Raw genomic sequence first — 23235 nt, 5'->3', positions numbered from 1 at the left:
ACGCGAATAGTGGCGCTGAGGCACATGCATGTCACGTAGTATTTTCTCTCCCTCTTGCAATAGCCGCTTCCCCGCTTCCGTTGCTCCGCTCGGAACGCGCGTGCGCCTTGGAACCTGCCATTCAGCAGGCAAGCCCGCACCGCTACTTTCACCACCCACATCCCGAACCATGCCTCCTCTGCCTCGCCTTTCGCGTGCGCTCGGCCTCGCCGTGCTGTGCGCTTTCGTGCTTTCCGCCTGCCGCAACAACGAGAAGGGCGCCCGGCCCGATGCCGCCTTCACGCCCTACATCCCCGCCTTCACCGGCGGGCACATCAGCGCGCGCTCGCCCATCATCGTGCGCATCGCCACGGGGCAGCGCTGGCGCGATAGCTCGGCCACGGCCCTGCAGGAGCTCTTCGACCTATCGCCCAGCGTGAAGGGCCGCGTGGAGATGCGCGATGAGCTCACCCTAGCCTTCGTGCCCGATGAGCGATTGGCACAGGACAAGACCTACGCGGTGCGCTTCAAGCTCGGTGATCTGATCGAGGTGCCCAAGGGATTGGAGGACTTCCGCTTCGAGGTGAGCACCTTCAAGCAGGGCATCGATGCGCGCGTGAACGAGATGCAAGCGCTGAGCGCCACCGACCTGAAGTGGCAACGGCTCATCGCCAGCGTGTACACCAGCGACGATGCCACCGGCCAGGACCTCGAAGGCTGCTTCTCCGCGAAGCAGGAGGGCCGCGACCTGCCGCTCACCTGGGAGCATGAGCCCAACGGCCGCTACCACCGCTTCACGGTGGACAGCGTGAAGCGCGGCGATGCGGCCTCGCGCGTGGACATCAGCTGGAATGGCAAAGGCATCGGCAGCACGGATGCTGCAACCCTGCCCTTCGATGTGCCCGCCATCGGTGAGCTCGCGCTGATCAGCGCCACCACCTTCAGCGATGGCGAGCAGTACGCCACCCTCCTCTTCAGCGATCCGCTCGACCCCGCGCAGGACCTGCGCGGCCTGGTGGGCATAGCCGGCGTCGACGACCTGCGCATCGCGCACGATGGCAACAAGCTCGTGCTCTATCCCGCCACGCGCCTCAGCGGCAAGCAGGACGGCTACGTGAGCGCCGGCCTCCGCAACGTGAACGGCCGCGCGCTGGGCAAGGAGGTGAGCGTGGAACTGGTGTTCGAGGAGCTGAAGCCCGCCGTGCGCTTCACTGGCAAGGGCACCATCCTGCCCAGCACCGATGGCCTGCTCCTCCCCTTCCAGGCCGTGAACCTGAAGGCCGTTGATGTGCGCGTGATCAAGGTGCACGAGAGCAACGTAGGCCAGTTCCTGCAGGTGAATGCGCTCGATGGCAACCGTGAACTGGCGCGCGTGGGCCGCCTGGTCTCGCGCAAGACCATCAGCCTGAAGACCGCCGACAGCCCTGACCTGGGCCGCTGGAACACCTACTACCTCGACCTCGCGGACCACATCAAGTCCGAGCCCGGCGCCGTGTACCGCGTGGAGCTCTCCTTCGGTCGACACCAGAGCGTGTACCCCTGCGAGGGCGGTGATCCGGTGGAGCCTCCGCGCGAGAAGAGCTGGGAGGAAGAGCAGGCCGCCTACGATTACCAGCAGGACTACTGGTACTACGACGACTACGAATACTATGACTACGACGAAGGGTACAACTACCAGGAGCGTGAGGACCCCTGCAAGGCCAGCTACTACTTCCGCAACACCACCGCGGCACGCAACATCCTGGCGAGCGACATCGGCCTCATCGCCAAGGTGGGAAACGACGGCAGCATGCTGCTCGCGGTGAGCGACCTGAAGACCGCCAAGCCCTTGAGCGGCGTGAAGCTCGACCTGCTCGACTTCCAGCGCAAGAGCATGGGCCAGACCGTGACCGATGGCGAGGGCCTGGCCACCCTGCCCGCCTCGAAGCACAAGCCCTTCCTGCTCGTGGCGAGCAAAGGCGCGCAGCGCGGCTACCTGAAGCTCGATGATGGCGGATCATTGAGCGTGAGCAGCTACGATGTGGAGGGCGAAGCGATCGAGAAGGGGCTGAAGGGCTTCCTCTACGGCGAGCGCGGCGTGTGGCGCCCCGGCGATTCGCTCTACCTCAGCTTCATGCTCCAGGACCCGAAGAACACCTTGCCGAAGGACCATCCCGTGGTGCTGGAGATCAGCGATCCGCGCGGTCGGCTGGATCAGAAGCATGTGCGCACCACCAGCGTGAACGGGGTTTACGCCTTCCGCTGCGCCACCGTGCCCGATGCGCCCACCGGATACTGGAACGCCGTGGTGCGCGTGGGCGGAACCGCTTTCCACAAGAGCCTGCGCATCGAGACGGTGAAGCCCAACCGCCTCAAGGTGCTGCTTGATTTCCCAGATGGGCCCAGCGGCACCGAAGGCCAGCGACTCAGCGCCGATGGCGATGCGAGCATCAAGCTGCGCTCGCACTGGCTGCATGGCGCGCCAGCCAAGAACCTGAAGAGCCGCGTGACGGTGACCATGACTCACGGCTGGACAGACTTCAAGGGCTACGACAAGTACGAGTTCAACGACCTGCGCACCTGGGTGCCCGATGAGGAGCAAGTGGCCTTCGAGGGCCAACTGAATGAGAAGGGCGAAGCCGAATTCGACCTCGACCTGCACATGGGCCGCAGCGCTCCCGCCGTGGTGCAGACGAACATCGTAACGCGCGTATTCGAGGCCGGCGGCGATGCCAGCATGGACCGCGTGAGCGTGCCCTACTACCCCTACACCAGCTACGTGGGCATCAAGTCGCCCGAATCGCGCAACAACTGGGGCACCTACACCACCGACACCAGCTACCAGTTCAGCATCGCCAGCATCGATGCCAAGGGCAAGCCCATCGCGCAGCACCAATTGAAGGCGCAGGTGTACAAGCTCAATTACAATTGGTGGTGGGATGGCGGGATCACCGGCGCAGCCAGCTACATCTCATCGCCGAGCGTCGAACTGCAGCAGGAGAAGGAACTCACCACCGATGCGAAGGGCAGGACGACCTTCAAGTTCCGCATCGACAGGCCGCAATGGGGCCGCTTCGCCATCCGCATCACCGATCCCGCAAGCGGCCATGCCAGCGCCGTGCAGGTGTACATGGATTGGCCCGGATGGGAAGGCCGCAGCCGCAGGCAGGACCCTGACCAGGCCGCCGTGCTCAGCTTCAATGCCGACAAGGAGAAGTACCAGGTTGGCGACAACTGCACGCTCATCATCCCCAGCGGAGGCACCGGCCGTGCGCTGGTGAGCTTGGAGACCGGCAGCCGCGTGCTCGATGCGGTGTGGGTGGACCTGAAGGCGAAGGAGACCCGCCACTCCTTCCCCATCACCGCCGACATGGCGCCCAACGTGTACGCGCACGTGATGCTCATTCAGCCGCAGGAGCTCACGCGGCCGGAGAAGGAAGGCGGCAAGGGCAACGACCTGCCCATGAGGCTCTATGGCGTGATCCCGATCCTGGTGGAGGACCCGCTCACGCATCTGGCACCCGTGCTCGCCGCGCCGAAAGAGATCAAGACCGATGCGCCTTTCAGCGTGGAGGTGGCGGAGAAGAGCGGAAGGGCCATGACCTACACGCTCGCCATCGTCGATGAAGGACTGCTCGACCTCACGCGCTTCAAGACGCCCGACCCGTGGAACCACTTCTATGCCCGCGAGGCGCTCGGTGTGCGCACCTGGGACCTCTACGACCAGGTGATCGGCGCGTACGGCAGGCAATTGCAGCGCGTGCTCGCCCTCGGCGGAAGCGACGATGCCGGCAAGGGCGATGCGGCGCGCGCCAACCGCTTCAAGCCCGTGGTGCGCTTCGTGGGCCCCTTCAAGCTCGAGCGCGGCAAGAAGGCCAAGCACGACTTCACCATCAGCAACTATGTGGGCAGCGTGCGCATGATGGTGGTGGCCACCGACGGCGACAAGTCATACGGCAACGCTGAACAGGCCGTGCCCGTGCGCAAGCCCTTGATGGTGCTGGCCACACTGCCGCGCGTGCTGGCACCCGGCGAAACAGCGGACCTGCCGGTGACCGTCTTCGCGATGGACCCGAAGGTGAAGGACGTGATCGTGAAGATCGAGCCGAACGAACTGCTGATCCCGGAAGGACCAGCGCAGAAGGCCATCCGCTTCAGCAGCACCGGCGATCAGGTGGTGAGCTTCCGCGTGAAGGTGAAGGAGGCCGTGGGCGTGGCGAAATTGAAGGTGAGCGTGAGCGGCGCCGGTGAGAGCGCGAGCGAGAGGATCGAATTGCAGGTGCGCCAGCCCAACCTGCCGGCCACGGAAGTCACCGAAGCCCTGGTGGATGCCGGCAAGAGCTTCAGCGCAACGCCCGCCGCCCTCGGCGTGCAAGGCACCAACAGCGCGTACCTCGAGATCAGCAGCATCCCGCCGGTTGACATGGGCCGCAGGCTGCAATACCTGCTCGATTATCCGCACGGTTGCCTGGAGCAGACCACCAGCAAGGCCTTCCCGCAGCTCTTCATCGCCAAGGTGATGGAGCTGCCCGTGCGCGGCGAGCAGATGGCGCGCGCCAACGTTGAGGCCGCGCTGCGGAAGATGGTGCAGTTCCAGCGGGCCGATGGCGGCTTCAACTATTGGCCCGGCGGCGACCACTACGACACATGGACCTCGATCTATGCCGGCCACTTCATGGTGGAGGCCGACCGTTCCGGCTACGCCATGCCCGGCAACGTGAAGAGCAATTGGCTCGCCTTCCAGCGCAAGCAGGCGCGCGAATGGAACGGCGTGGTGCAAGAGAGCTGGAGCCGCAATGCCACGCAATTGGTGCAGGCCTATCGCCTCTATGTGCTCGCGCTTGCCAAGGCACATGAGCTGCCCGCCATGAATCGCTTGCGCGAGCAGAGCGACCTCGGCCTGCAAGCGAAGTGGATGCTCGCAGCAGCCTATGCGCACGCCGGTCGCAAGGACGTGGCGCAGCAACTGGTCAACGGCGCTAGCACGCAGGTATCGCCTTACGCCGAACAGTACTGGACCTACGGCAGCGACCTGCGCGACGAGGCCATGATCGTGGACGCCCTCATCGCCATGGGCGAAATGGAGAAGGCCGCACCCGTTGTGCAGCGTATCGCCAAGCGATTGAGCAGCAACGATTGGTGGAGCACGCAGAGCACCGCCTTCGGCCTGCTCGCGGTGAGCCGCCTGGCCGAGAAGAGCCAGCTGGGCAAGGGCATGAACTACGCGATCACCTTGAATGGCAAGCGCACCGAGAAATTCAGCGAGCGCGCCATCAGCCGCATCGACCTGCCCGTGCCGGATGGCAAGGCCAGCGTGAAGATCGAGAACACGGGCAAGGCACTCCTGTATGCGCGCCTGGTGCGCACGGGCACCCCGCTGGCCGGTCAGGAGAAAGCGAGCAGCAGCGGCCTCGGGCTTTCCGTGTCGTACACACTCATGGATGGCACGATCATCGATCCCGCGCGGATCGAGCAAGGCACCGACTTCGTGGCGGTGGTCACCGTGACGCATCCGGGCGTGAGCAACGGCTACCAGCAGCTCGCCCTTTCGCAGCTGTTCCCAAGCGGCTGGGAGATCCGCAACACGCGGCTCGAAGGCACATTGGCCGGTGCAGCGCAAGGTCCCTTCACCTACCAGGACATCCGCGACGACCGCGTGCTCACGTATTTCCACTTGTGGCGCGGGCAGACGCACACCTACCGCGTGCTGCTCAACGCCAGCTACAACGGCAGCTACTACTTGCCGGGCGCGGTGTGCGAGGCCATGTACGACCACACGATCCATGCACGGGGCTTGGGCCGTTGGGTGGATGTGGTGCCCGCAGGCGGTGCAGTGGCGGAGGCTGAATGATCGGGCTTGAACCCTGTTCAGGCCTGGATTCTGGACACGCTTTACGTGAAGCCGGGAAAAGCCGACCTTCGCGGCCGTTTCCGAAATCCGCACGCCATGAAAGAGATCCTGGAAAGCCGCAAACTGCTGGGCGCCACCGCAGGCATCAGCCTGAAAGAGCTGAACCTCCTGTACAAGGGGCTGATGAAGCAGCACCACCCCGACCGCTTCCAAGTGGAGGCTGAGCGCGCCGAGGCGGAGGCCATGAGCCAGCGGATCATCGCAGCCTACAAGTTCCTCGAAGGCATGCATCCGGAGACGCTCTCGGCCCGCGCCGGCGAATTCGAGCAGACCATGACCAGCGGCATCTCCAACTGGGAGTACAAGGGCCAGGTGCTGCGCCTGCACTTCGGTGATGGCAGCACGCATGCTTTCTATGGCGTGCCGCCCAAGACCTACAACAAGTTCGTGGGCACCGATGCCACGCCGCGCTTCGTGCGCCGGCACCTGTTGGGCAACTATGCCCAGCGCAAGGTGACCAGCGCCGTAGCCGCGGAGTAGCGCGCGTCCGTTCGTGCGGATCGTTGCCGGGTGCGGTCCGTTCGGCATAACGGCACATACCTTGTCAGGCCGCACGCCCTAATCCGTACCCCCATGAACGCTTCACTACGCCCGCTCCTCCTCCCCTTCTTCGCCCTACAGCTCATCTCGGCCTTTGCCCAGTTGAGCCCCGTGTGGACCGCAAACACCGGTGCCGTGCAATGGATGCGCACCACGGCAGCAGGAGCCGTGGTCGTTTGCACCGCCGAAGGCCTCAAAGGCGTGGATCCCGCCACGGGCGATGTGTCCTGGACCTTGAAGGAATTGGCCGGAGCCCCCGAGACCGGATACACCGAGGTGGACCGTTCGCCCTTCGTGACCCTCGTGCCCAATGGCCGGCCGGAAGCGCTCTTCATCGTGGAGCCCTTCAGCGGTACGGTGGCCTTCAGCAGCGATGAAGCCGGCATCAGCAACATCACCAGCAAGTATTTCCTCTACGCCAATAACGCCATCGTCCTTGTTGGACAGAAGGCCGATAAGAAAGCGGCGATGGCCTGCGTGGATATGGGCACCGGACAGGTGCGCTGGACCAAGGACGACAGCTTCAGCCGGCTCACCGCCTGCAACAGCGCTGGTCCCGACGCGATCCTGCTGAGCACGCTCTTCTTCGCGTACAAGCTGGATGCGAAGACCGGCGCCGAGCTCTGGAAGAAGAGCCCCGACCCCGCCTTCGAGAAGATGTCGGGCCTCACGGCGTTGCTCGACAAGGGCGGCGCCAACATCAACATGCCCGGCATCGGTGGCGTCTTCATCACCACGCCGCACGCGCCCGATCTCTGCTTCATGGGCATGCAGACCGAGCAGCGCAAGGAATCCACCGATGCGCAGGGCAAGAAGACCGTGACAGTGACGTACAAGACCTTCGTGAATGCCTTCCGCATCGCCGATGGCGGCTATGCCTGGAGCGCGCCGCTGCAGTTCCAGCAGAAGCTGGGCACCTTGGTCCCCTTGAAGAGCGGCCTGCTCGTGGGCGCCGGCGACAACCGGAGCGTCGACCTGCTCGACTATTCGAGCGGAAGCGGCAAGTGGGGCAAGAATGGCAAGGGGATCAACGTGAAGGGGATCCTGGCCGGCGCCGTGGAATTGGGCGACCGCACCCTGCTCACCAGCGGCAAGGACGACGGCGTAGTGACCTTGGTGGACGCCAGCGGCACCGAGGTCTGGAAGAAACCCGTGAAGCTCGATGGCGTGGTGCAGCAAGTGACCATGCTGGGCGGTGACCTGCTCGTGGCCAGTGCTGAGGAAGTGGAGGTGATCGATCTGTCAACGGGCCTCTCCCGGTTGGAGAAGCCCATGAAGGGCGGAGCGGGCCTCGTGACGACCAGCGTAGGGAAGACCTGGGTGGTGAACACGAAGGATGGTCTCTTGTACAACGTGCCCGCGAGCGGCGGTGCGGCCACCGCAGTTAGCACCGCGCCGCTCGCCTTCGAGGGCAAGGAGAAGCCCACGCGCCTGGAGCACACCGATGCGGGGCTCGTGGTGAGCAGCGATCAGAACCTGGCCCTGCTGGGAGCCGATGGAAAGGAGATCTACCGCAAGTATTTCCCGGCACCGCGCGAGAGCGGCCTGGTGCGTGCGCTGAAATATGCCAGCGCCGTGCGGGCCGCCTATTATGCCGCCGCATTCGGGTACACGAGCGCGGCATTCGGCGCGGCGAGCCAGAGCATTCAGGTCACCGATGCCGGCAGTGCCGCCGCACGCGACATCACCGGGGCCGTGAGCGATGTCTATGGTGAAGGGGCACAGATGGCCGCAGGCGCCGCGAAGCGCTTCTTCCAGGAAGCGAACGCGCGGTTCAAGGCCAGCACCAGCACCGCGGGCATCCATTACCTGATGAGCGATGCCGGTAAGGGCAGCTATGTGCTGCATGCGCTGAATAAGAGCGACGGCAGCGTGGTCGGTTCCATCCCTTTGGGCAACGACAAGAACCCCAAGTATGAGGTGGATGCCTTCAGCAACGCCGTTTACCTAGTTGATGGCGGAAGCGTGAAGCTGTTCAAGCTGTGAGCGGTTAGCGGCGCACAAGCAGCACGGCCATCAAGGGCAAGCCTTGGTGGCCGTGCTGCGTTTGAGGAAACGTACGGGGAAGCGCGAGCCGGTTCCACAAGGTGCGGACCCATTGGCGCCTCGTGCTCCTTGCCATTCGGATCGCCCGTATAGCTTTGATGAGACCAACACCCGTCCCCATGCGCAGGACCCTTCTCTCCTATTGTTCGATCGCCCTGCTCCAACTCGCCGCGATCCCTGGCAGCGCCCAACAGGTGTACAAAGGCTTCGGCACCAGCAACAGCACCTTCCTGCTGGGGAATCTCACGGCGCTCCGCACGCAATGCCTCTACCTGCCCGGCGACCTGGTGAATCCGGTGAGCGGTGCGATCACCCGGCTCTACTACCGGTACGGAAGCACGGGGCAGGCCACGGGCGTCACGCTCGGCAACCTCACGATCAAGCTGGGCCTCACCAACGAGGTGGCCTTCGCCGGCGGAAACACCTACTTCACCGGGCTGAGCACCGTGCTCGCATCGGCCTCCTATACGATACCGGCCGGTACCACGGGCGATTGGTTCCCGATCGACCTGCAGACGCCTTTCCTGTACAACTCCAACCGAACGCTCATCATCGAGATCGAATTCCAGACCACCACCGCCGCGGCATTCGGCACGTTCGGCACTACGCCCAACAATGGAAGGAAGCTTTACTCCAACACCAGCGGCACGGTCACGGGCAACACCACGAGCAGCACCTGGCAGGACATGGGCTTCGACCTCGATGTGGGCGCGGGAATCACGCGCGTTGAAAGCGCAAGCGCCGCCTTCTGGCCGAATCCGGCGTCCCATATCCTGAACATCGCGCTCCCCGCCGACCTGTCCGGGAATCTCGAGTTCATCGATGCGCAAGGGCGTACGGTGCTCACAACATCTGTGCAGGGCGCTGCTGCGATCAGCATCGCGCCGCTCGCATCGGGTCCATACACCGTTCGGCTCGCGGGCACGGACCGCAGCCTCATGCTCGGCCGTGTGCTGAAGGAATAGCGAGCGCGGATCTGAAGAACGCGAGCAGGGCCTTCGATGAGAAGGCCCTGCGCTGTTGTTGCGGCAATATCCGGATCAGAATTCCATCGGCTTGTTGCGGCCGGGGGGGATCTTTTCCCGGCGGTGCGTAACAGCCAGGCATCCGCCATCCTTGTCGAAGGCGATGGTTCCAACAGGGCTGTGATAGCCAAAGCCGGCCATGTGGCGCTCCAGTTCAAGGATCACGGCGAACTTCACATGGCGCTTGTGGCGACCAGCCTGGCCCATGGCAGAATACGCTGTGTTCACCACCACCTCCTTGGACAGGTGCTCCGGCTTCTCGAAGCGCAGCAGCACCTCGGTGTTCGCCGGCACGCGCAGGTCGAAGCGGCCCGATTCGTTGACACGAGCGACCTGTACCACGCCATCCACTTCAACGCTCACTGTGGCATCGCGCCAGGTATGGTCCTCCACGTGCATCCAGCCGGTGAGGACCACTTCGTCCTTGTCGGCGCGGTTGGCAGGCGGCGTTGCGGCAGATGCAGCGCCTGCAAGCAGGAATGCGAAGAAGGCAGATGCTTGTTGGAAGGATGGGGAGCGGCTGGCCATGTTGCGGTGTTTGAGCCTGCAACGGCAGGTGTTGCCGGATGGTGCAGCTTCTTCGACAGACGGGGGCGGCGCTTCGGCCAGTGCAGAAGCTGAATGCCTGGGCTGGTTTCAGGCTGCTCACGGCAGCATCCCTCAACCCGCCAGAACCGCCTTCGCGTAGTTCGCCCAGCTCATCGCCTTGGTGGCCTCTACCACATTCTCGCGCGGGATGGGCTTCTCGATGCTCGCATTCATAACGCGCACCATGTCGGTGATGTCATTCGGATTGGCTAGGTAGCCATTGAAGCCATCGGTGATGGTCTCGGGGAAGTGCCCCACACGCGTGGCAACGGCGGGCAGCTTGAAGTTGTAGCTGAGGCTCTCAACGCCGCTGGGAGTCGCCGTCTCGTAGAAGAGCACGATGGTATCGGCCGCTTGGAAGTAGGGTGGGACCTCTTCATTCGGGATGAAACGATCCACCACCAGCACGCGCTCCTTCAGTCCAAAGCGTCCGATCATCGCCAAGGGATCGTAATCGCGCTCATCGTCGGCCTTCTTCAGGAAGAGCTTCTTCAGCGTGCCGAAGACGGCGTTCTTCAGCTTCGTGCTGAGCTTGCTCTGATCCACCGTCTGCCAGAAGCGCTCGCCAACGACCATCAGGCTCACATCATCGCGCTGCTTGGCGAGTTCCGCGAAGGCTTCGATGCAGTGATGAAGCCCCTTGTACTTGCGGATGAAGCCGAAGAAGAGGAAGACATGCTTCCGCAATCCGTGCTGTGACTTCCACGCCTCCATGTCGAAAGCCGGATCGGGCTTGAAGAGGGAATAGATGGGGTGGTAGAGCTTGAGGATGGTCGAAGATCTTAGGTCTTTGGTCTTAGGTCCATGGTCAGTTCTTGCCATGGACCTAAGACCAAAGACCAAAGTCCGCGCTTCTGAGCGCCCATCCAACGTCACCTCAAAGGTCTTCTCCGGCATCAACGCCTTCAGCTCCTCGGCCGTCTTGTATGCGTGAACGATGAAGCTGTGCCCATGCCGCAGCGCCATGCGGGTGAGCCGTGCATCCAGGCTGCTCTGCTCCTTGGCGGCAACGAAATGCAGGTCGAAGAGGACCTCGGCTTGCGTGTGCTTCCGCAAATACTTGGCGATCGTGTTCAGCGGAATGCCCTGCGTGGGGTTGTACCACTGCAGGATCACCTTGTCGGGCTTCAGGTCGGTGATGGCCTTTGCCGTCTTCCACCACGTGCGCGGGTCGTTCCAGTTGGTGAGGTAGCGCACGGGGATGTCGTAGCCCTCGAGGAGATCGCTCCGGCTGGCCTTGTCAACGAACTCGCGCGGGATGATCGCCGGGTACTGCTGCGTCCAGCTCACGATGTTGACCTGTGCGCCTTCATCCTTCAGCGCCCGCGCCAAGGCCGTGTTGTACTGCGCGATGCCGCCCTTGAACTTTGGGCCAGGGCCGAAGCAGACGATCATCGATGACTAAATGAGATGATCATCCGATCCGCATTCTCGCCGCCTCATACACCCTCCGCATCCCTTCTTCAATGGTGATCTTCGCCTTCCACCCAAGATTCTCTTCCACCCAGCTCATGTCGCAATAGCGGCTGTGCACGCCCACGGGTTTGTCGAGCAAGGGTTTGATGGTCGGCTTGTAGCCCGCGAAGCCGGTGAAGACCTCGATGAGTTCCAGGAACGAAGTGAGCCGTCCCATGCCGATGTTGATGGCTCGGCCGTCGCTGATCTTGTCCATGGCCAGGAGCGTGAGGTCGAGCACGTCGTCGATGTGCACGAAATCGCGGCCCTGCTTGCCGGTGCCCCAGACCTCGAAGGGGTTCTCCTTCTTCGCTGCTCGTGCTGCGATGGCCGGCACGGGATAACTGAGGTCCTGATCCTCTCCGTAGCCGCTGAAGGGGCGGATGCAGGTGACATGCACGCCGTAATGGCTCGCGGCGATCTTGGCCAGGAACTCGCCGGTGAGCTTGCTCCAGCCGTACGTCATGTCGGGCTCGCCCATCTTCTTGAAGTCGATGTCGCTCTCCTTCAGCTTGAGCGTGTTGCTCTCGGTCTGCAGGTCGATGGGGTACGCGGCGCTGCTGCTGGGGTACAGGAAACGGCGCGGCTTGTTGCGGCACACGTAGAGGAACATCTCGGCATCGATGCTAAGGTCCTGCGCCACCAGCATGGGATCACCATCGATCTTGCTGCGCCCGCCAACGATGGCGGCGAAATGGAAGATATCGTCGAAGAGCGCCACGTTGAGGCCATAGCGCTTCTGGAAGTATTGCGGGTCCTTGTTCAGCTCGCGCAGCACATCGCGCAGGTCGGCTTGGATGAATAGGAGGCGCTCATCGTCGCCGTAGATGCGCAGCTCGCGGTGCTCGAAGTTGAGGGGCCTGCCGATCCAGGTGTCGGGGTGGGTGCCCACGCTGAGGTCGTCGATGAAGAGCACTTTGGCCCCTTGGGCATGAAGGCGCTTGACCATGTTGCGGCCGACGAAGCCGCAGCCGCCGGTGACGAGGTGTGTTGCCATGGGCGGCAAAGATGGGTGCGGAGCTTGAGCTTGATGCTTGAGGGAGGCTTGGCACCGCCAGCTCGCACAGCCTCGAAGGCCCCGCAGCGGGGCCGTTGATAACTTGGCCACCATGGAAGAAGAGCAAGGTCAGGCACCACCCGTGATCGAACAGCAAGAGGCCCCCAAGCTTCCCCCGGTGCGCTACGAGGATGTGGACCCCTATACGGCTGACCATCGTGATTATCTGCTGATCCAGAGCCGGGTGAACCTGATGGCCATAAGCCAGATGAGCGACCTGAAGGCGAACCTGATGCTCACGCTGAGCGCAGTTCTCCTGCAATTCGCCCTGAGCAAGGTGAGCGACCATGCGCTCACAGGGCCCAAGGCCCACTACTGGGTGATGGTGATCGGCGCGCTGACCACCATCCTGCTGTGCGCGTACGCCACAATGCCCAAATCGCCATCCTTGAAGCGGCGGATCAAGGAGAACGGTCCTTTGCCCAAAGGCTTCAACCTGCTCTTCTTCACCTCCTTCATCACCCTTACGCCGGAGGATTACAAGCAACGCATGCACACGGTGCTCTCGTCGCCGCCACGCACTCACGATGCGATCCTGGACGAATTGCACTCGCACGGCCGGTACATCGCACGCTCGAAGTACAGGCCGCTCCGATTGGCCTACATAGCCTTCCTGCTCACTTGGGTGATCGGCGCAGCGCTCTATGCCATGGCGTGATTCAGTTCGGCGCCGCTCGGACCCAACGCGCGGTTGGAATGGACCTGATCCTGGTGTTCGATGGTTTCAAGCGCGGTGCCTGGCGCTGGTGAACGGCGACGGCGAGCACCCGACCGACCTTGGCCCCGAGGAACCGAATTTCGCGGCCGCGGCAACGAAACTTCATCTTGCCGTGTCTAACGCACCAAACCCGGATCCTAACATGAGAACACTCGCCGCTTCGTTGCTCCTGCTTCCCGCCTTCACGGTGCAGTCGCAGGTCATCAACCAGTCGAACTTCAGCTTCAACCCCAACCTGCTCACCGTACAGGCTGGGACGGAGATCACCATCAACATCGGCGCCACGCACACCTTCACACAGGTGAGTGAGGCCACTTGGAATGCCAACGGCAACACACCGCTCGGAGGCGGATTCAACTTCAATTCGGGCACCCATCAGCTCACCCTCACCGTGCCGGGCACCTACTACTATGTGTGCGTTCCGCACGCCAACATGGGCATGAAGGGCCGGATCGTGGTGGAGGTGAATACCGATGTCGCGGATGCTGAGCCGGTGCCACAATCGCTTGTTTTCCCGAACCCGGCCGATCGCTTCCTGATCGTGGAAGGCACGCAGGGCGGTGAGATGGCCCAGCTCTTCGATGCGCAAGGCCGCGAGGTCCTGCGTCATGCGGTTGCTGCTGAAGGACGCTTGGATGTCACCTCGGTTCCGGCCGGCGCTTATGTGCTGCGCTTGAACGACCAGCGCGGCGGACTGCTCACCGAGCAACGCGTGGTGATCGCGCATTGAGCCCAAGGCCCCATTGAAGCGAAGCGCTGCTCTCCGGAGCGGCGCTTCCTATTTCCGCACCTCGTCCCACCAACGCTCGCTGAGGCTCAGGTCGGGCCCATTCACGATGCGGCCGATGCGGGGCGTGAGCAAGGTGACGCCCAGTTCGCCAGCCTTGATGGAGACCCGCTCGATGGGCTCCTTCCACGCATGCATGGCCAGGCTGAACTTGCCCCAATGGATGGGCATGAGCACCTTGGCCTTCACATCCACCGCGGCCTGCGCGGTCTCCTCGGGCATCATGTGGATGCTGGGCCAGCGCTCGTTGTAGGCGCCGCATTCGAGCAAGGCCAGATCGAATGGCCCGAAGCGCTCGCCCACTTCCTTGAAGGCGGGTGAATAGCCGGAATCGGCGCCGAAATAGACTTTCTTCCGCTGGCCCTCGATCACCCATGAGCCCCACAGCGTGCTGAAGCGATTGGTCAATCCGCGACCGCTGAAGTGGCGCGACGGCGCGAGCGTGAGCTTCACGGGCCCGAGCCCCACGCTCTCCCACCAGTCCTTCTCGGTGATGGAATCCACGGGCACGCCCCAATGCTCCAAATGCGCGCCCACGCCGAGCGGCGCGATGAAGCGCTTATCCTTCAATCGAAGGATGGTCTCATGGTCGAGGTGGTCGTAGTGGTCATGCGATAGCAGCACGAAATCAACCTGCGGCAGAAGATCAACGCGCATATGCTGCAGGTAGTTGAAGCGCTTGGGCCCAGCGAAGCTGAATGTGCTGGCCCGCTCCCCGAAGACAGGATCCGTGAGGAAGGTGATGCCATCGACCTTGATGAGCAGCGACGAGTGCCCGAACCAGCAAATAGCAATGGCGCTGTCGGGCACGCCGGCCCAGGCTACAGGATCGAAATCGGCCGTTGGAATCGTGTCCTTCGGTTCTCGCCCTTCAGCGCCCTTCGCGAATTCCCACAGCACGCCGAGCATGGTGCCGACCGGCATGTCCATATCGGTCTCCACCATGTTCCGGAACTTGCCATCAACCTGATTGGGTGATGCCTTGATGCGCTCCAAGCGCGCGCCATCGGGATCGGCGCCGATGCGCGGAGCGAAGGAGAAGTAGAGCACGAGGGCGAGGCCCAAGGCAGCCAAAAAGCCCAGCAGGATCCAGAGCATGCGTCGGATGAATCGCAAGGGTGAATGAGGAAAGGTCCGGCGCAAAGGTCCGGACCTCTCCCTTCACCCATCCACCGCAGCCACCACCAGACAGCCGCTCGTGTATCGGGCTATTTGGACTTGTACTTCACGGCGCCTTGCGCGAGCAGATGCTCGATGTCGTTGTTGATGCTGAGGATCAGCAGCGATGTGGCCGTGCAGAAGACAGGACTGGTGATGCAATGGTGGCCGTTCCAGCTGCCATCGTTGTTCTGGATGCTCACCAAGCGGCCGGTGGTCTGCTGGTACCAGTCCTTCCAGCCGTTGTCCTTGGCGATCACGAGCGATTCACCGGTCTGCAGGAAGCTGAGGAACTCCTCACCGCCGTTGTTGCCGAACCCGCTGATCACATTCTCCGACTGCGCTTGCACCTTGGCGGTCTCATAAACCTGATATGCGGTGTTCAAGCGTTCAGCATCGGTGCGCGACACCCCGGCCTTCTCAAGCGTCTCCACGTTCATCGGCGCGTTCTTGGCGATCTTCCCTTCCTTCTTCGCCTGGATCACCACTTCATTCAGCTCGCGTGCTTCAGCGGCGCTGTTGCGCGTGCTGCCGCTCACCGCATAGAGGGTGACGCCCGCCGCACGGTCCGTGGCTACAGTGCCCTTGCCTGCATCGAAATTGCTCTTCTGGAAGTCGCGCGCGAGCTTGAGCGATTCATCATCCACATCAGCGCCTTGCGACCTGGCGCTCTCCAGCGCGCTGGCCGCGAAGCTGCTCTGCAGCACGCCGGCCCAGCCATCGCCGCGCTGGCTGCCATCGCTGTTCTGCCCGCGCTGGATCATGTCCACGCAGGTGTTCAGCGCGCGCATGCACCGGAGGCGCTTCGGGTGCTGCTCATCGAGCTTGGCCACCAGATTGCTCAGGAATTGCGCGGTCAGGGCCACATCGATATTGGCGCCGAGCTTGGCCTGGATCTGCGTGCCCTGCAACTGGGTGATGTTGATGGCGTTCTTCGGCGCTGATTCCACTTGCTTGAGCAGGTATTCGGTGGCGCGCGCCAACTGCTGGGCATGCGGACCATCATCGAGCGTGCTGCCCATGCGCATGATCGCCATGGCCACCATGGCCGACGTGGCTGGATCAGTGCTCACCGCGTGCGGGTCGGTGATGTCCTGCCGCGCGTGCGTGCCTGCTCCGTACCCACCATCGTTCGCCTGGGCCTTCACCAGCCAGCTCAACGCACGCTGCTCGCTCTGCAGCACCGCGGCCGGAGCCTCCAGCACGAAGGTGCTATCAAGGCCATCGCCTTCATACACGGTCATGAACACGCATCCCTTGGGCTTGGGCTTGGTGGCGTGGCAGCCGGTCACGTCTCCCGGCCGGACGGAGCCCGACGGACCGGCGGTACGGAAGGAAATCAACAGGGCTGCGATGCCCGCTGCGCCGGCGAACGCGGCGATGACGACGAGATGCTTTCTCATGGCGTTGTGGATTTAGGTCCCCTCCAGTGATGCGGAAGGCGGCCGGTTTGCACACGCGGTACACGGCATTCACTCCCGGGTTCGATCCCGGCCGGAATACCTTCGGCCATGCGGGCACTCGTCCTAATAAGCCTTATCCATGTGATCGCAGCATCGGCCCAGCCGAGAATCCTGCACTTCACGAAGACCTCCGGCTACGATCACGACACGCGCGCGGCCTCCTTCGCGATGTTCCAATCCATCGGCGCTGAATCGGGCTATGCCGTGGATGATGACGCCACGGGCGACCCGTTCAGTGATCCAGCAACGCTCAGCCAGTATGGCATCATCGTGTTCAGCAACACCAGCGGCGACAACATCCTCAATGCGCAGCAACGGGCGAACTTCGAGCAATGGGTGGCTGCTGGCGGCAGCGTGCTCGGCATCCACGCAGCGAGCGACACCTACAGGCACAGCAGCGCCAACGGGGGGAATACGGGCACGTGGGATTTCTACGCCGAGCTGATCGGTGCCAGCGTGCAGGAGGATCCCAATCATGTGAACGGGACTCCGCAGTACGCGCTCTCGCATGCCTCTCCGCATCCTTCGACCGATGATGTGCCCGACCCGTGGCTGAAGAACGAGGAGTACTACTACTGGGAAGGCGGCTACTACGGTCCGGATAATGTGGAAGTGCTGCGCGTGGAAGAAACCGTCGGCCCGAACGGATTGGTGAACACCTACGATGCACCAAGGCCGATGAGCTGGTACCGCGAACTGCCGACCGGTGGCGGAGTCTTCTGCACAGCCCTCGGGCACGCCGTATCGAATTACACGAGCGACACGATCTTCCGCGAGCACATCCTTGATGCGCTCCAATGGCTGGACCAACTGAACGTGCATGTGCTGGAACCGCTGGGATTCAACCAGGCAGGCATCCGGCCTAACCCAGCTGACGACTTCGTGCAGCTCGATCGCGTGGCCGCGGACTACGGAACGCCTTGGCAGTTGGTCGATGCCCAAAGCCGCGTGCATGCACGGGGAACCCTGAGCAGGGGCGCTTCAACCATTTCCATCGGCAGCCTTGACCCTGGCTGCTACCTCTTCATCACGTCCGCTGGTGCGCAACGCTTGGTCATCGCACGATGATGCGCACGGAATCGGCCTGCAGGTAATTCGCCAGTGACCGGTTGATCCAATGCTCAGGATCACCGGTGGCATCGAGGTAGCGCAATGAGCGCGGCGGATCAGCGAGCGGCGGCAACTCAAGGATATCCGTGCTCCTGGTCTTCGCCTCACCGATGCTTGCGTAGCGCGATCGCAACTGCGCGTCGAATCGTGCCAAGCGCCCGCTCAAGAGGTCCGCGGAAACTCGGCCACCGCTTCCTGTGGCCATGCACGTGACCAGCAGCAAACCGAGCACCCATCGCTGCGCGCCCTCGTTGATCAGAGGCCAAGGTCGCGCCGACCGCTTCAGCACTTCCACCCGTAACGACGCGAGCAGCAGCAGCCAACCGGGGAGCAGCACGAGCAAAGCGGCATTCACGGTGCGGTGCTGACCCAGCAACCCGCTTGCCCAAAAAGGCAAGGCCATGCACGCGAAGAACGCAACCCCAAGCACGATCGCGATGGGCAAAGGCCGTGGAAGCCGTTCGCTGAGCACCGGGGAAGCCCGCATCCAAGTGCGGAGGTTGGCAAGGAAAAGCGTGCTAACCAGCAGCAGCACCGGCGAGAGTAGCCAGACGAGCGCGAAGCGTGCGGTCTGCAATGCGGCTCCCGAGAACGTGCGCCCGAGGTCGTGCCGTAGCGGGAAGAGCTCGCCACGCACGGAGTTGCCCGGTGCAAGCGCCATGATCAGGCCCGAGGCGAGCGTAAGGGCGGTGATCAGCAGCATCGGCCCATGCGTGCGACGGTACTTGCGCCAATGGAGAGCGAACAGCACCGAATGCGCCGCCACAACCAGCATCATGTGCAGCTCATTGAAGCCTGCGATCGCAGCGGACAACAAGCCGATGCACCAAGCTCGGGGCCATGAGAAGCGCCAATCGTTGCTCCAGGCCTCGGCGTGCAGCGCGGTCAGCCAGAGGAGCAAGGCCCCGGGCAGCAGATAGCTCACAGCGCCGGTGTACCAATAAACACCCTCGCTGAGATCGGGCATGAGCTGCAGGAAGAGCAGCAGGAAGAACCCAGACCCTAGCGCTGCATCGCGGCTGTGGAGCAGCGGGGCCACTGCACGCAGGAGCCGTCTTGCACCGGCCCATGCACCCAGCATGAGCAACAGCGGCACGCAGCGATACAGCCACAGGCCGGCACCGGTGCCGAGCACCAACGGTCCGCGGAGCATGAACGGATTGCTGCACCATCGCCCGTTCCAGTTCAGGTACTCATCACCGAGCCGAGGGAGCAGGTCCGTGCGCATGCCGATGGCTGCATAGCTGAAATCATCGGCGAAGGGATGGATGAAGCAGCACACCGCCGCGTAACGCGCAAGGGCCAGCACCACCAGCATGGTGATCACGGTGCGCGTTCGCGGCATGCGCCAAAGATGACCAGCGCCAGGGCGTCAGAGGCCCACGCGCTCCTTCACCCGGTAAACATTCCGCTCCGGGCTGTAGCGCCGCACCAGCTCCGCCACGAAGCCCATGGTGAAGAGCTGCACGCCGATGACCATGGCCGTGAGCGCCACGAAGAAGAGCCCCTGATCGCTCACGCGGGGCGCGGCCCTGTCCAGCGCATGCACGAAGTAGAGCTTCTCGCCCACCACCCAGCATGCGCTCAGCAGGCCCACCACGAACATGAGCGTGCCCACGGCTCCGAAGAAGTGCATGGGCTTGCGCCCGAAGCGGAACACGAAGGTGATGGTGAGCAGGTCGAGGAAGCCGTTGATGAACCGATCGAGCCCGAACTTGCTCTTGCCGTACTTGCGCGGATGGTGCTGCACCACCTTCTCACCGATATGCCCGAAGCCCTCCTTCTTCGCGATGAAGGGGATGTACCGGTGCATCTCGCCGAAGACCTCGATGCTCTTAACCACTTCCTTCCGGTAGGCCTTCAGCCCGCAGTTGAAGTCGTGCAGCTTCACGCCGCTCACGCGCCGCGTGGTCCAGTTGAAGAGTTTCGTGGGGATGGTCTTCGTGATCGGGTCGAAGCGCTCCTTCTTCCAGCCGCTCACCAGGTCGTAGCCTTCTTCTCGCACCATGCGGATCAGCTCCGGCAATTCGTCCGGGTCGTCCTGCAGGTCGGCATCCATGGTGATCACCACCTCGCCCTGCGCAGCGATGAAGCCTTCGTTGAGCGCAGGGCTCTTGCCGAAGTTCCTCCCGAAGCGGATCCCTTTCACGCGCGCATCGGCCTTGGCCGCCTTCTGGATCTCCGCCCAGGAGCCGTCGGTGCTGCCATCATCGATCAGGATCACCTCGTAAGCCATGCTCATGCTGGCAAGCACCCGATGCAGCCGATCGATGAGGATCGGCAGCGACTCGCGCTCGTTGAGCAGGGGAACCACGACGGAGACATCCATGCTGCAAGGTTAGCGACCGCGGCTCACAACGTCTTCTGGTAGATCCGGTAGCGCTTCCAGACCGTTCCGCCCAAGCGCTCCAATTCCGCGCGCATGCGGTGGTTGGTCTCCAGCACCAGATGGCTGTCCATGTGCGTGAGCCCACGCTGCCGGGCCGCCTTCATCAGCGCGATGCCGAGCACGCAGGTAAGGCCAAGCCCTTGCAGGTCCGGGCGCACCGCACCAAGGAAGAGGTCGAGCTGCCTGCTCTTCTTCATGGCGCGCAGGATATGCCACCAGCCCAGCGGGAGCAGGCGGCCATTGGCGCGTTGGAGCCCTTCGCTCATGTCCGGCGCGGCCACCACGAAGGCCACCGGGGCATCCTGCGCATCAACGAGCACCTGCACAAAGGCGGGATCGAGGATGGGCATGTATTGCGCAGCTAGCCCGCGCATCTCCTGCTCGCTCATCGGCTCGAAGCCGAAGAGCGCGGTGTAGGTCTCATTCACCAGGCGAAGCACCGGCACGATCCACGGCTTGAGGTCGCTCTTCGACCTGAAGTTCAGCAAGCGGATCCGGCCGTTGCGCAGTGCTCGGCCTGCAATGCGCTCATGGAGCGCCGGGGGCGTCTCCGGGATATCCACGCGGTAGGAGACGGCATCCATGAGCTTCCGGTAACCGCATCGCTCAACCAGGGGCGGCAGCCAAGCTGGGTTCGATGGCGTGGCGATCACCGGCAGGTGCTCGAATCCTTCGACCTGCAAACCCTGCGGATCCTTGTCGCTGAAGCCGAATGGCCCGATGAGACGGTGCATGCCGTGTTCGCGAGCCCAGGCCTCCGCGCGCTCCAAGAGGGATTGCGCAATGAAAGGGCCTTTGGCGCAATCGAGCTGGAAAAAGCGTGCAGTGCGCTCCTTGTGCGCGGCATTGTGGCCTGGATGGATGATGCACATGATCCTGCCAACCGGAACCTCCCCCTGCCAGGCCATGAAGCGGGCCACCTCGCACTTGGCCAAAGTCGAGTTCCGCCGCGGATCGTGGAATGCGCGCTCATCGGCCATCAAGGGCAGCACGCGGTTCGGGCGGTCATTCACCGAGCCCGGCACGCTCAGGTAGTGGGCGAGCGAATCACCCGATTCGAGCTTCTGGATGCGGATGCCCATGCGGGCGAAGGTGGTGGCCGGCAGGGCCAATTGCGAGCAAGAATGGCAAAATACCTGGGCTGGGCCAGATGGTTGGACTTGTGGGCAGCGTGATTAACATTGCCCTGCGTGCCTGATTGCTGTGCGCGGCTAAGAGAAACCCTAAACCCAATCGCATGAAGAAGACCCTACTCACACTGGCAGCTGCATTCGCTTGCACCGCCATGCTGCATGCGCAGCTCACTGTCTATGTGCAGCAACCGCCCTCCTTGGAAGGGCCGCTGGAATTCACCTGGAGCCAATGGGGCGCCATGCCTGACATGAACGACCCGGCCAACAACATCGTCGGTCAGGCCTGCTTCGTGGATGACGGGACCGCAGAGGACAGCTTGGGCTGCAATGCGCTCATCAACGGGGCCAGCATCGCCGGCAAGATCGCAGTGGTCTACCGCGGAGTATGCGAGTTCGGCATGAAGAGCATGAACGCGCAGGATGCAGGGGCCATCGCCGTGGTGGTGATCAATAACCAGCCCGGTGCACCGGTCGTTATGGGAGCCGGGGCTGTCGGACCGAATGTGACCATTCCGGCCGTGATGATCTCGCAAGAGGCCGGTGCGCAGCTTCGCGATGCCATCCTCACTTGTAACGATCTGGAGCTCTTCATCGGGAGTCAGCAAGGCTTCTACCAGTACAACTTGGGCTTTGACGGAGGCGACATCCTGGTGCCTCGCACCGGCGCTATCCACAGCGTGATCCACACCAACGCATCGGAGTACAGTGTTGATCTAGGGGTGAACATCCACAACTACGGGGCGCAGACCATGCCGAACGCACGTGCGCGCTGCGTGATCACCCAGCAACCTGGGGCCAGCGTGGTGTACGACCAGACCTCGGCCAGCGCCGACATCCTCTCGGGCGACAGCCTTTACGTGACATTGCCCACCTTCAGCCAGTCGAGCTATTCTGGCAGTTACGAGATCGTGTACAGCGTCCTCGGAGACCAGCCCGACGAGTTCGCCTCGAATGACACTCGCACGATCAACCTGACCGTGGTGAACGACAAGCTCACTTACGCGCTCTGCGACCCGGCCACCCAAGCCATCCAGAGCAGTACGCACGTGGTCCCCGCCAACAACACCGCCGGCTGGCGGTCTTGCGTGCATTTCCGCGACCCCAACGCATCACGACTAGCAGCCACGGGCTTCTGGTTCACCGCAAGCCGGCCTTCGACCGCCGTCCTCAATGACGAATTGGTGGAGGCCACCCTCTTCGAATGGACTGCAGCAGTCACTGATCCGATCCAACTGCCCGATGGCACGGACCTCTCACCCATCACATTCGGGGTGTACACCTTCACCAGTGACCTCACCAATACCCCGATCTACGTGCCCTTCGACGAGACCGTGACCTTGGTGGACAACACACGCTACCTGCTCTGCCTCGACAGCTACAGCGGCAACGTTTGGCACGGCTGGGCCGGCACGCTCAATTTCGACCGCACGCAAGGCATCGTGGGCGAGCCGATCTCCATGATCCGTGATGCAGGCACCTGGTACAATGGCTTCACCGGCCTCGATGGCGCACCGTCCCTCACCATCGCCGCTGTTGATGCCACAACGATCGGCATTGATGAAGAAGCGATGCTGGAGGCAACGCCCTTCCCGAACCCTACCGCGCACTGGATCCGCATCCCGCTGAAGGGCATCGATGGCGCAGTGGGCTTGAACGCGTTCGACGCCAAGGGCAACAGCGTGATCGAGCAGCGCGCCCAGGTGGGCAGCGATGGCACGCTCACGGTTGACATGACTGGCCTGGCCAATGGAATGTACGTGTTCAAGGTCGCAGCGGATGACGGCCGCACCGCCGAGTTCCGAGTGCAGCTGAACAAATAAGCGCTCCTCTCCTGCAACGAGCGGCCGCATCTTCTGATGCGGCCGCTCGCTTTTCGCGCCTGTCGCATCTTTGGCGC

16 protein-coding genes are annotated in these 23235 nt (G+C 63.0%); 8 read left to right on the top strand and 8 right to left on the bottom strand.

Annotation, left to right across the window (positions count from 1 at the left end; all coding sequences use genetic code 11):
- Positions 1 to 169 precede the first annotated feature (169 nt).
- The 4 genes from IPK70_05800 (at position 170) to IPK70_05785 (ending at position 9420) form a co-directional block, all read left to right on the top strand.
- The gene (locus tag IPK70_05800; protein ID MBK8226672.1) at positions 170 to 5809 is read left to right on the top strand and encodes a hypothetical protein; all 5640 of its coding nucleotides are present in this window, start codon (positions 170 to 172) and stop codon (positions 5807 to 5809) included.
- Between the two features lie 96 nt (positions 5810 to 5905).
- A complete protein-coding gene (locus IPK70_05795; GenBank protein MBK8226671.1) occupies positions 5906 to 6349 on the top strand; it encodes a KTSC domain-containing protein in 444 nt (147 codons plus the stop codon).
- 93 nt (positions 6350 to 6442) lie between these two features.
- Positions 6443 to 8395 (top strand): PQQ-binding-like beta-propeller repeat protein, encoded by a 1953-nt coding sequence (locus IPK70_05790; GenBank protein MBK8226670.1) that lies wholly within the window; start codon positions 6443 to 6445, stop codon positions 8393 to 8395.
- A 179-nt stretch (positions 8396 to 8574) separates the two neighbouring features.
- Positions 8575 to 9420, top strand: a complete 846-nt coding sequence (locus IPK70_05785; GenBank protein MBK8226669.1) for a T9SS type A sorting domain-containing protein — start codon at positions 8575 to 8577, stop codon at positions 9418 to 9420.
- A gap of 75 nt (positions 9421 to 9495) precedes the next feature.
- On the opposite strand, the gene IPK70_05780 is transcribed toward IPK70_05785, so the two are convergent.
- The 3 genes from IPK70_05780 to IPK70_05770 form a co-directional block, all read right to left on the bottom strand.
- Positions 9496 to 10008, bottom strand: coding sequence for a hypothetical protein (locus IPK70_05780; GenBank protein MBK8226668.1), 513 nt, complete (start codon positions 10006 to 10008; stop codon positions 9496 to 9498).
- 132 nt (positions 10009 to 10140) lie between these two features.
- On the bottom strand, positions 10141 to 11463 hold the full coding sequence (locus IPK70_05775; GenBank protein MBK8226667.1) for a glycosyltransferase: 1323 nt from the start codon (positions 11461 to 11463) through the stop codon (positions 10141 to 10143).
- Positions 11464 to 11482: 19 nt separating this feature from the next.
- Positions 11483 to 12520, bottom strand: coding sequence for an NAD-dependent epimerase/dehydratase family protein (locus IPK70_05770; protein ID MBK8226666.1), 1038 nt, complete (start codon positions 12518 to 12520; stop codon positions 11483 to 11485).
- 112 nt (positions 12521 to 12632) lie between these two features.
- Here IPK70_05770 and IPK70_05765 point away from each other — a divergent pair, with 112 nt between their 5' ends.
- Positions 12633 to 13238, top strand: coding sequence for a hypothetical protein (locus IPK70_05765; protein ID MBK8226665.1), 606 nt, complete (start codon positions 12633 to 12635; stop codon positions 13236 to 13238).
- Between the two features lie 202 nt (positions 13239 to 13440).
- On the top strand, positions 13441 to 14028 hold the full coding sequence (locus tag IPK70_05760; protein MBK8226664.1) for a T9SS type A sorting domain-containing protein: 588 nt from the start codon (positions 13441 to 13443) through the stop codon (positions 14026 to 14028).
- Positions 14029 to 14076: 48 nt separating this feature from the next.
- Here IPK70_05760 and IPK70_05755 read toward each other — a convergent pair whose 3' ends face one another.
- Both IPK70_05755 and IPK70_05750 read right to left on the bottom strand, forming a co-directional pair.
- Positions 14077 to 15183, bottom strand: coding sequence for an MBL fold metallo-hydrolase (locus IPK70_05755; GenBank protein MBK8226663.1), 1107 nt, complete (start codon positions 15181 to 15183; stop codon positions 14077 to 14079).
- Positions 15184 to 15293: 110 nt separating this feature from the next.
- Positions 15294 to 16646 carry a hypothetical protein gene (locus IPK70_05750; GenBank protein MBK8226662.1) on the bottom strand — a complete coding sequence of 451 codons (1353 nt, stop codon included), beginning with the start codon at positions 16644 to 16646 and terminating at the stop codon, positions 15294 to 15296.
- 108 nt (positions 16647 to 16754) lie between these two features.
- Between IPK70_05750 and IPK70_05745 the strand changes: the two genes are divergently transcribed.
- The gene (locus IPK70_05745) at positions 16755 to 17774 is read left to right on the top strand and encodes a ThuA domain-containing protein (GenBank protein ID MBK8226661.1); all 1020 of its coding nucleotides are present in this window, start codon (positions 16755 to 16757) and stop codon (positions 17772 to 17774) included.
- On the opposite strand, the gene IPK70_05740 is transcribed toward IPK70_05745, so the two are convergent.
- Genes IPK70_05740 through IPK70_05730 form a run of 3 tightly spaced genes read right to left on the bottom strand, consistent with a single transcriptional unit; the run spans position 17761 to position 21287 of the window.
- Positions 17761 to 19161 (bottom strand): hypothetical protein, encoded by a 1401-nt coding sequence (locus tag IPK70_05740; protein MBK8226660.1) that lies wholly within the window; start codon positions 19159 to 19161, stop codon positions 17761 to 17763. The two genes, IPK70_05745 and IPK70_05740, sit on opposite strands and share 14 nt — an antisense overlap.
- A 27-nt stretch (positions 19162 to 19188) precedes the next feature.
- Complete coding sequence (locus IPK70_05735; GenBank protein MBK8226659.1) at positions 19189 to 20145, bottom strand: glycosyltransferase family 2 protein; 957 nt, start codon at positions 20143 to 20145, stop codon at positions 19189 to 19191.
- A gap of 23 nt (positions 20146 to 20168) precedes the next feature.
- Positions 20169 to 21287 carry a hypothetical protein gene (locus tag IPK70_05730; GenBank protein MBK8226658.1) on the bottom strand — a complete coding sequence of 373 codons (1119 nt, stop codon included), beginning with the start codon at positions 21285 to 21287 and terminating at the stop codon, positions 20169 to 20171.
- 155 nt (positions 21288 to 21442) lie between these two features.
- On the opposite strand from IPK70_05730, the gene IPK70_05725 reads away from it, so the two are divergent.
- The gene (locus IPK70_05725) at positions 21443 to 23158 is read left to right on the top strand and encodes a hypothetical protein (protein ID MBK8226657.1); all 1716 of its coding nucleotides are present in this window, start codon (positions 21443 to 21445) and stop codon (positions 23156 to 23158) included.
- Positions 23159 to 23235 lie beyond the last annotated feature (77 nt).

This window comes from Flavobacteriales bacterium (assembly GCA_016712535.1).
Lineage (GTDB): Bacteria > Bacteroidota > Bacteroidia > Flavobacteriales_F > PHOS-HE28 > PHOS-HE28.
Note: the sequence above shows the minus strand (reverse complement) of the source record. Positions and strands in the feature narration are given on the sequence as shown.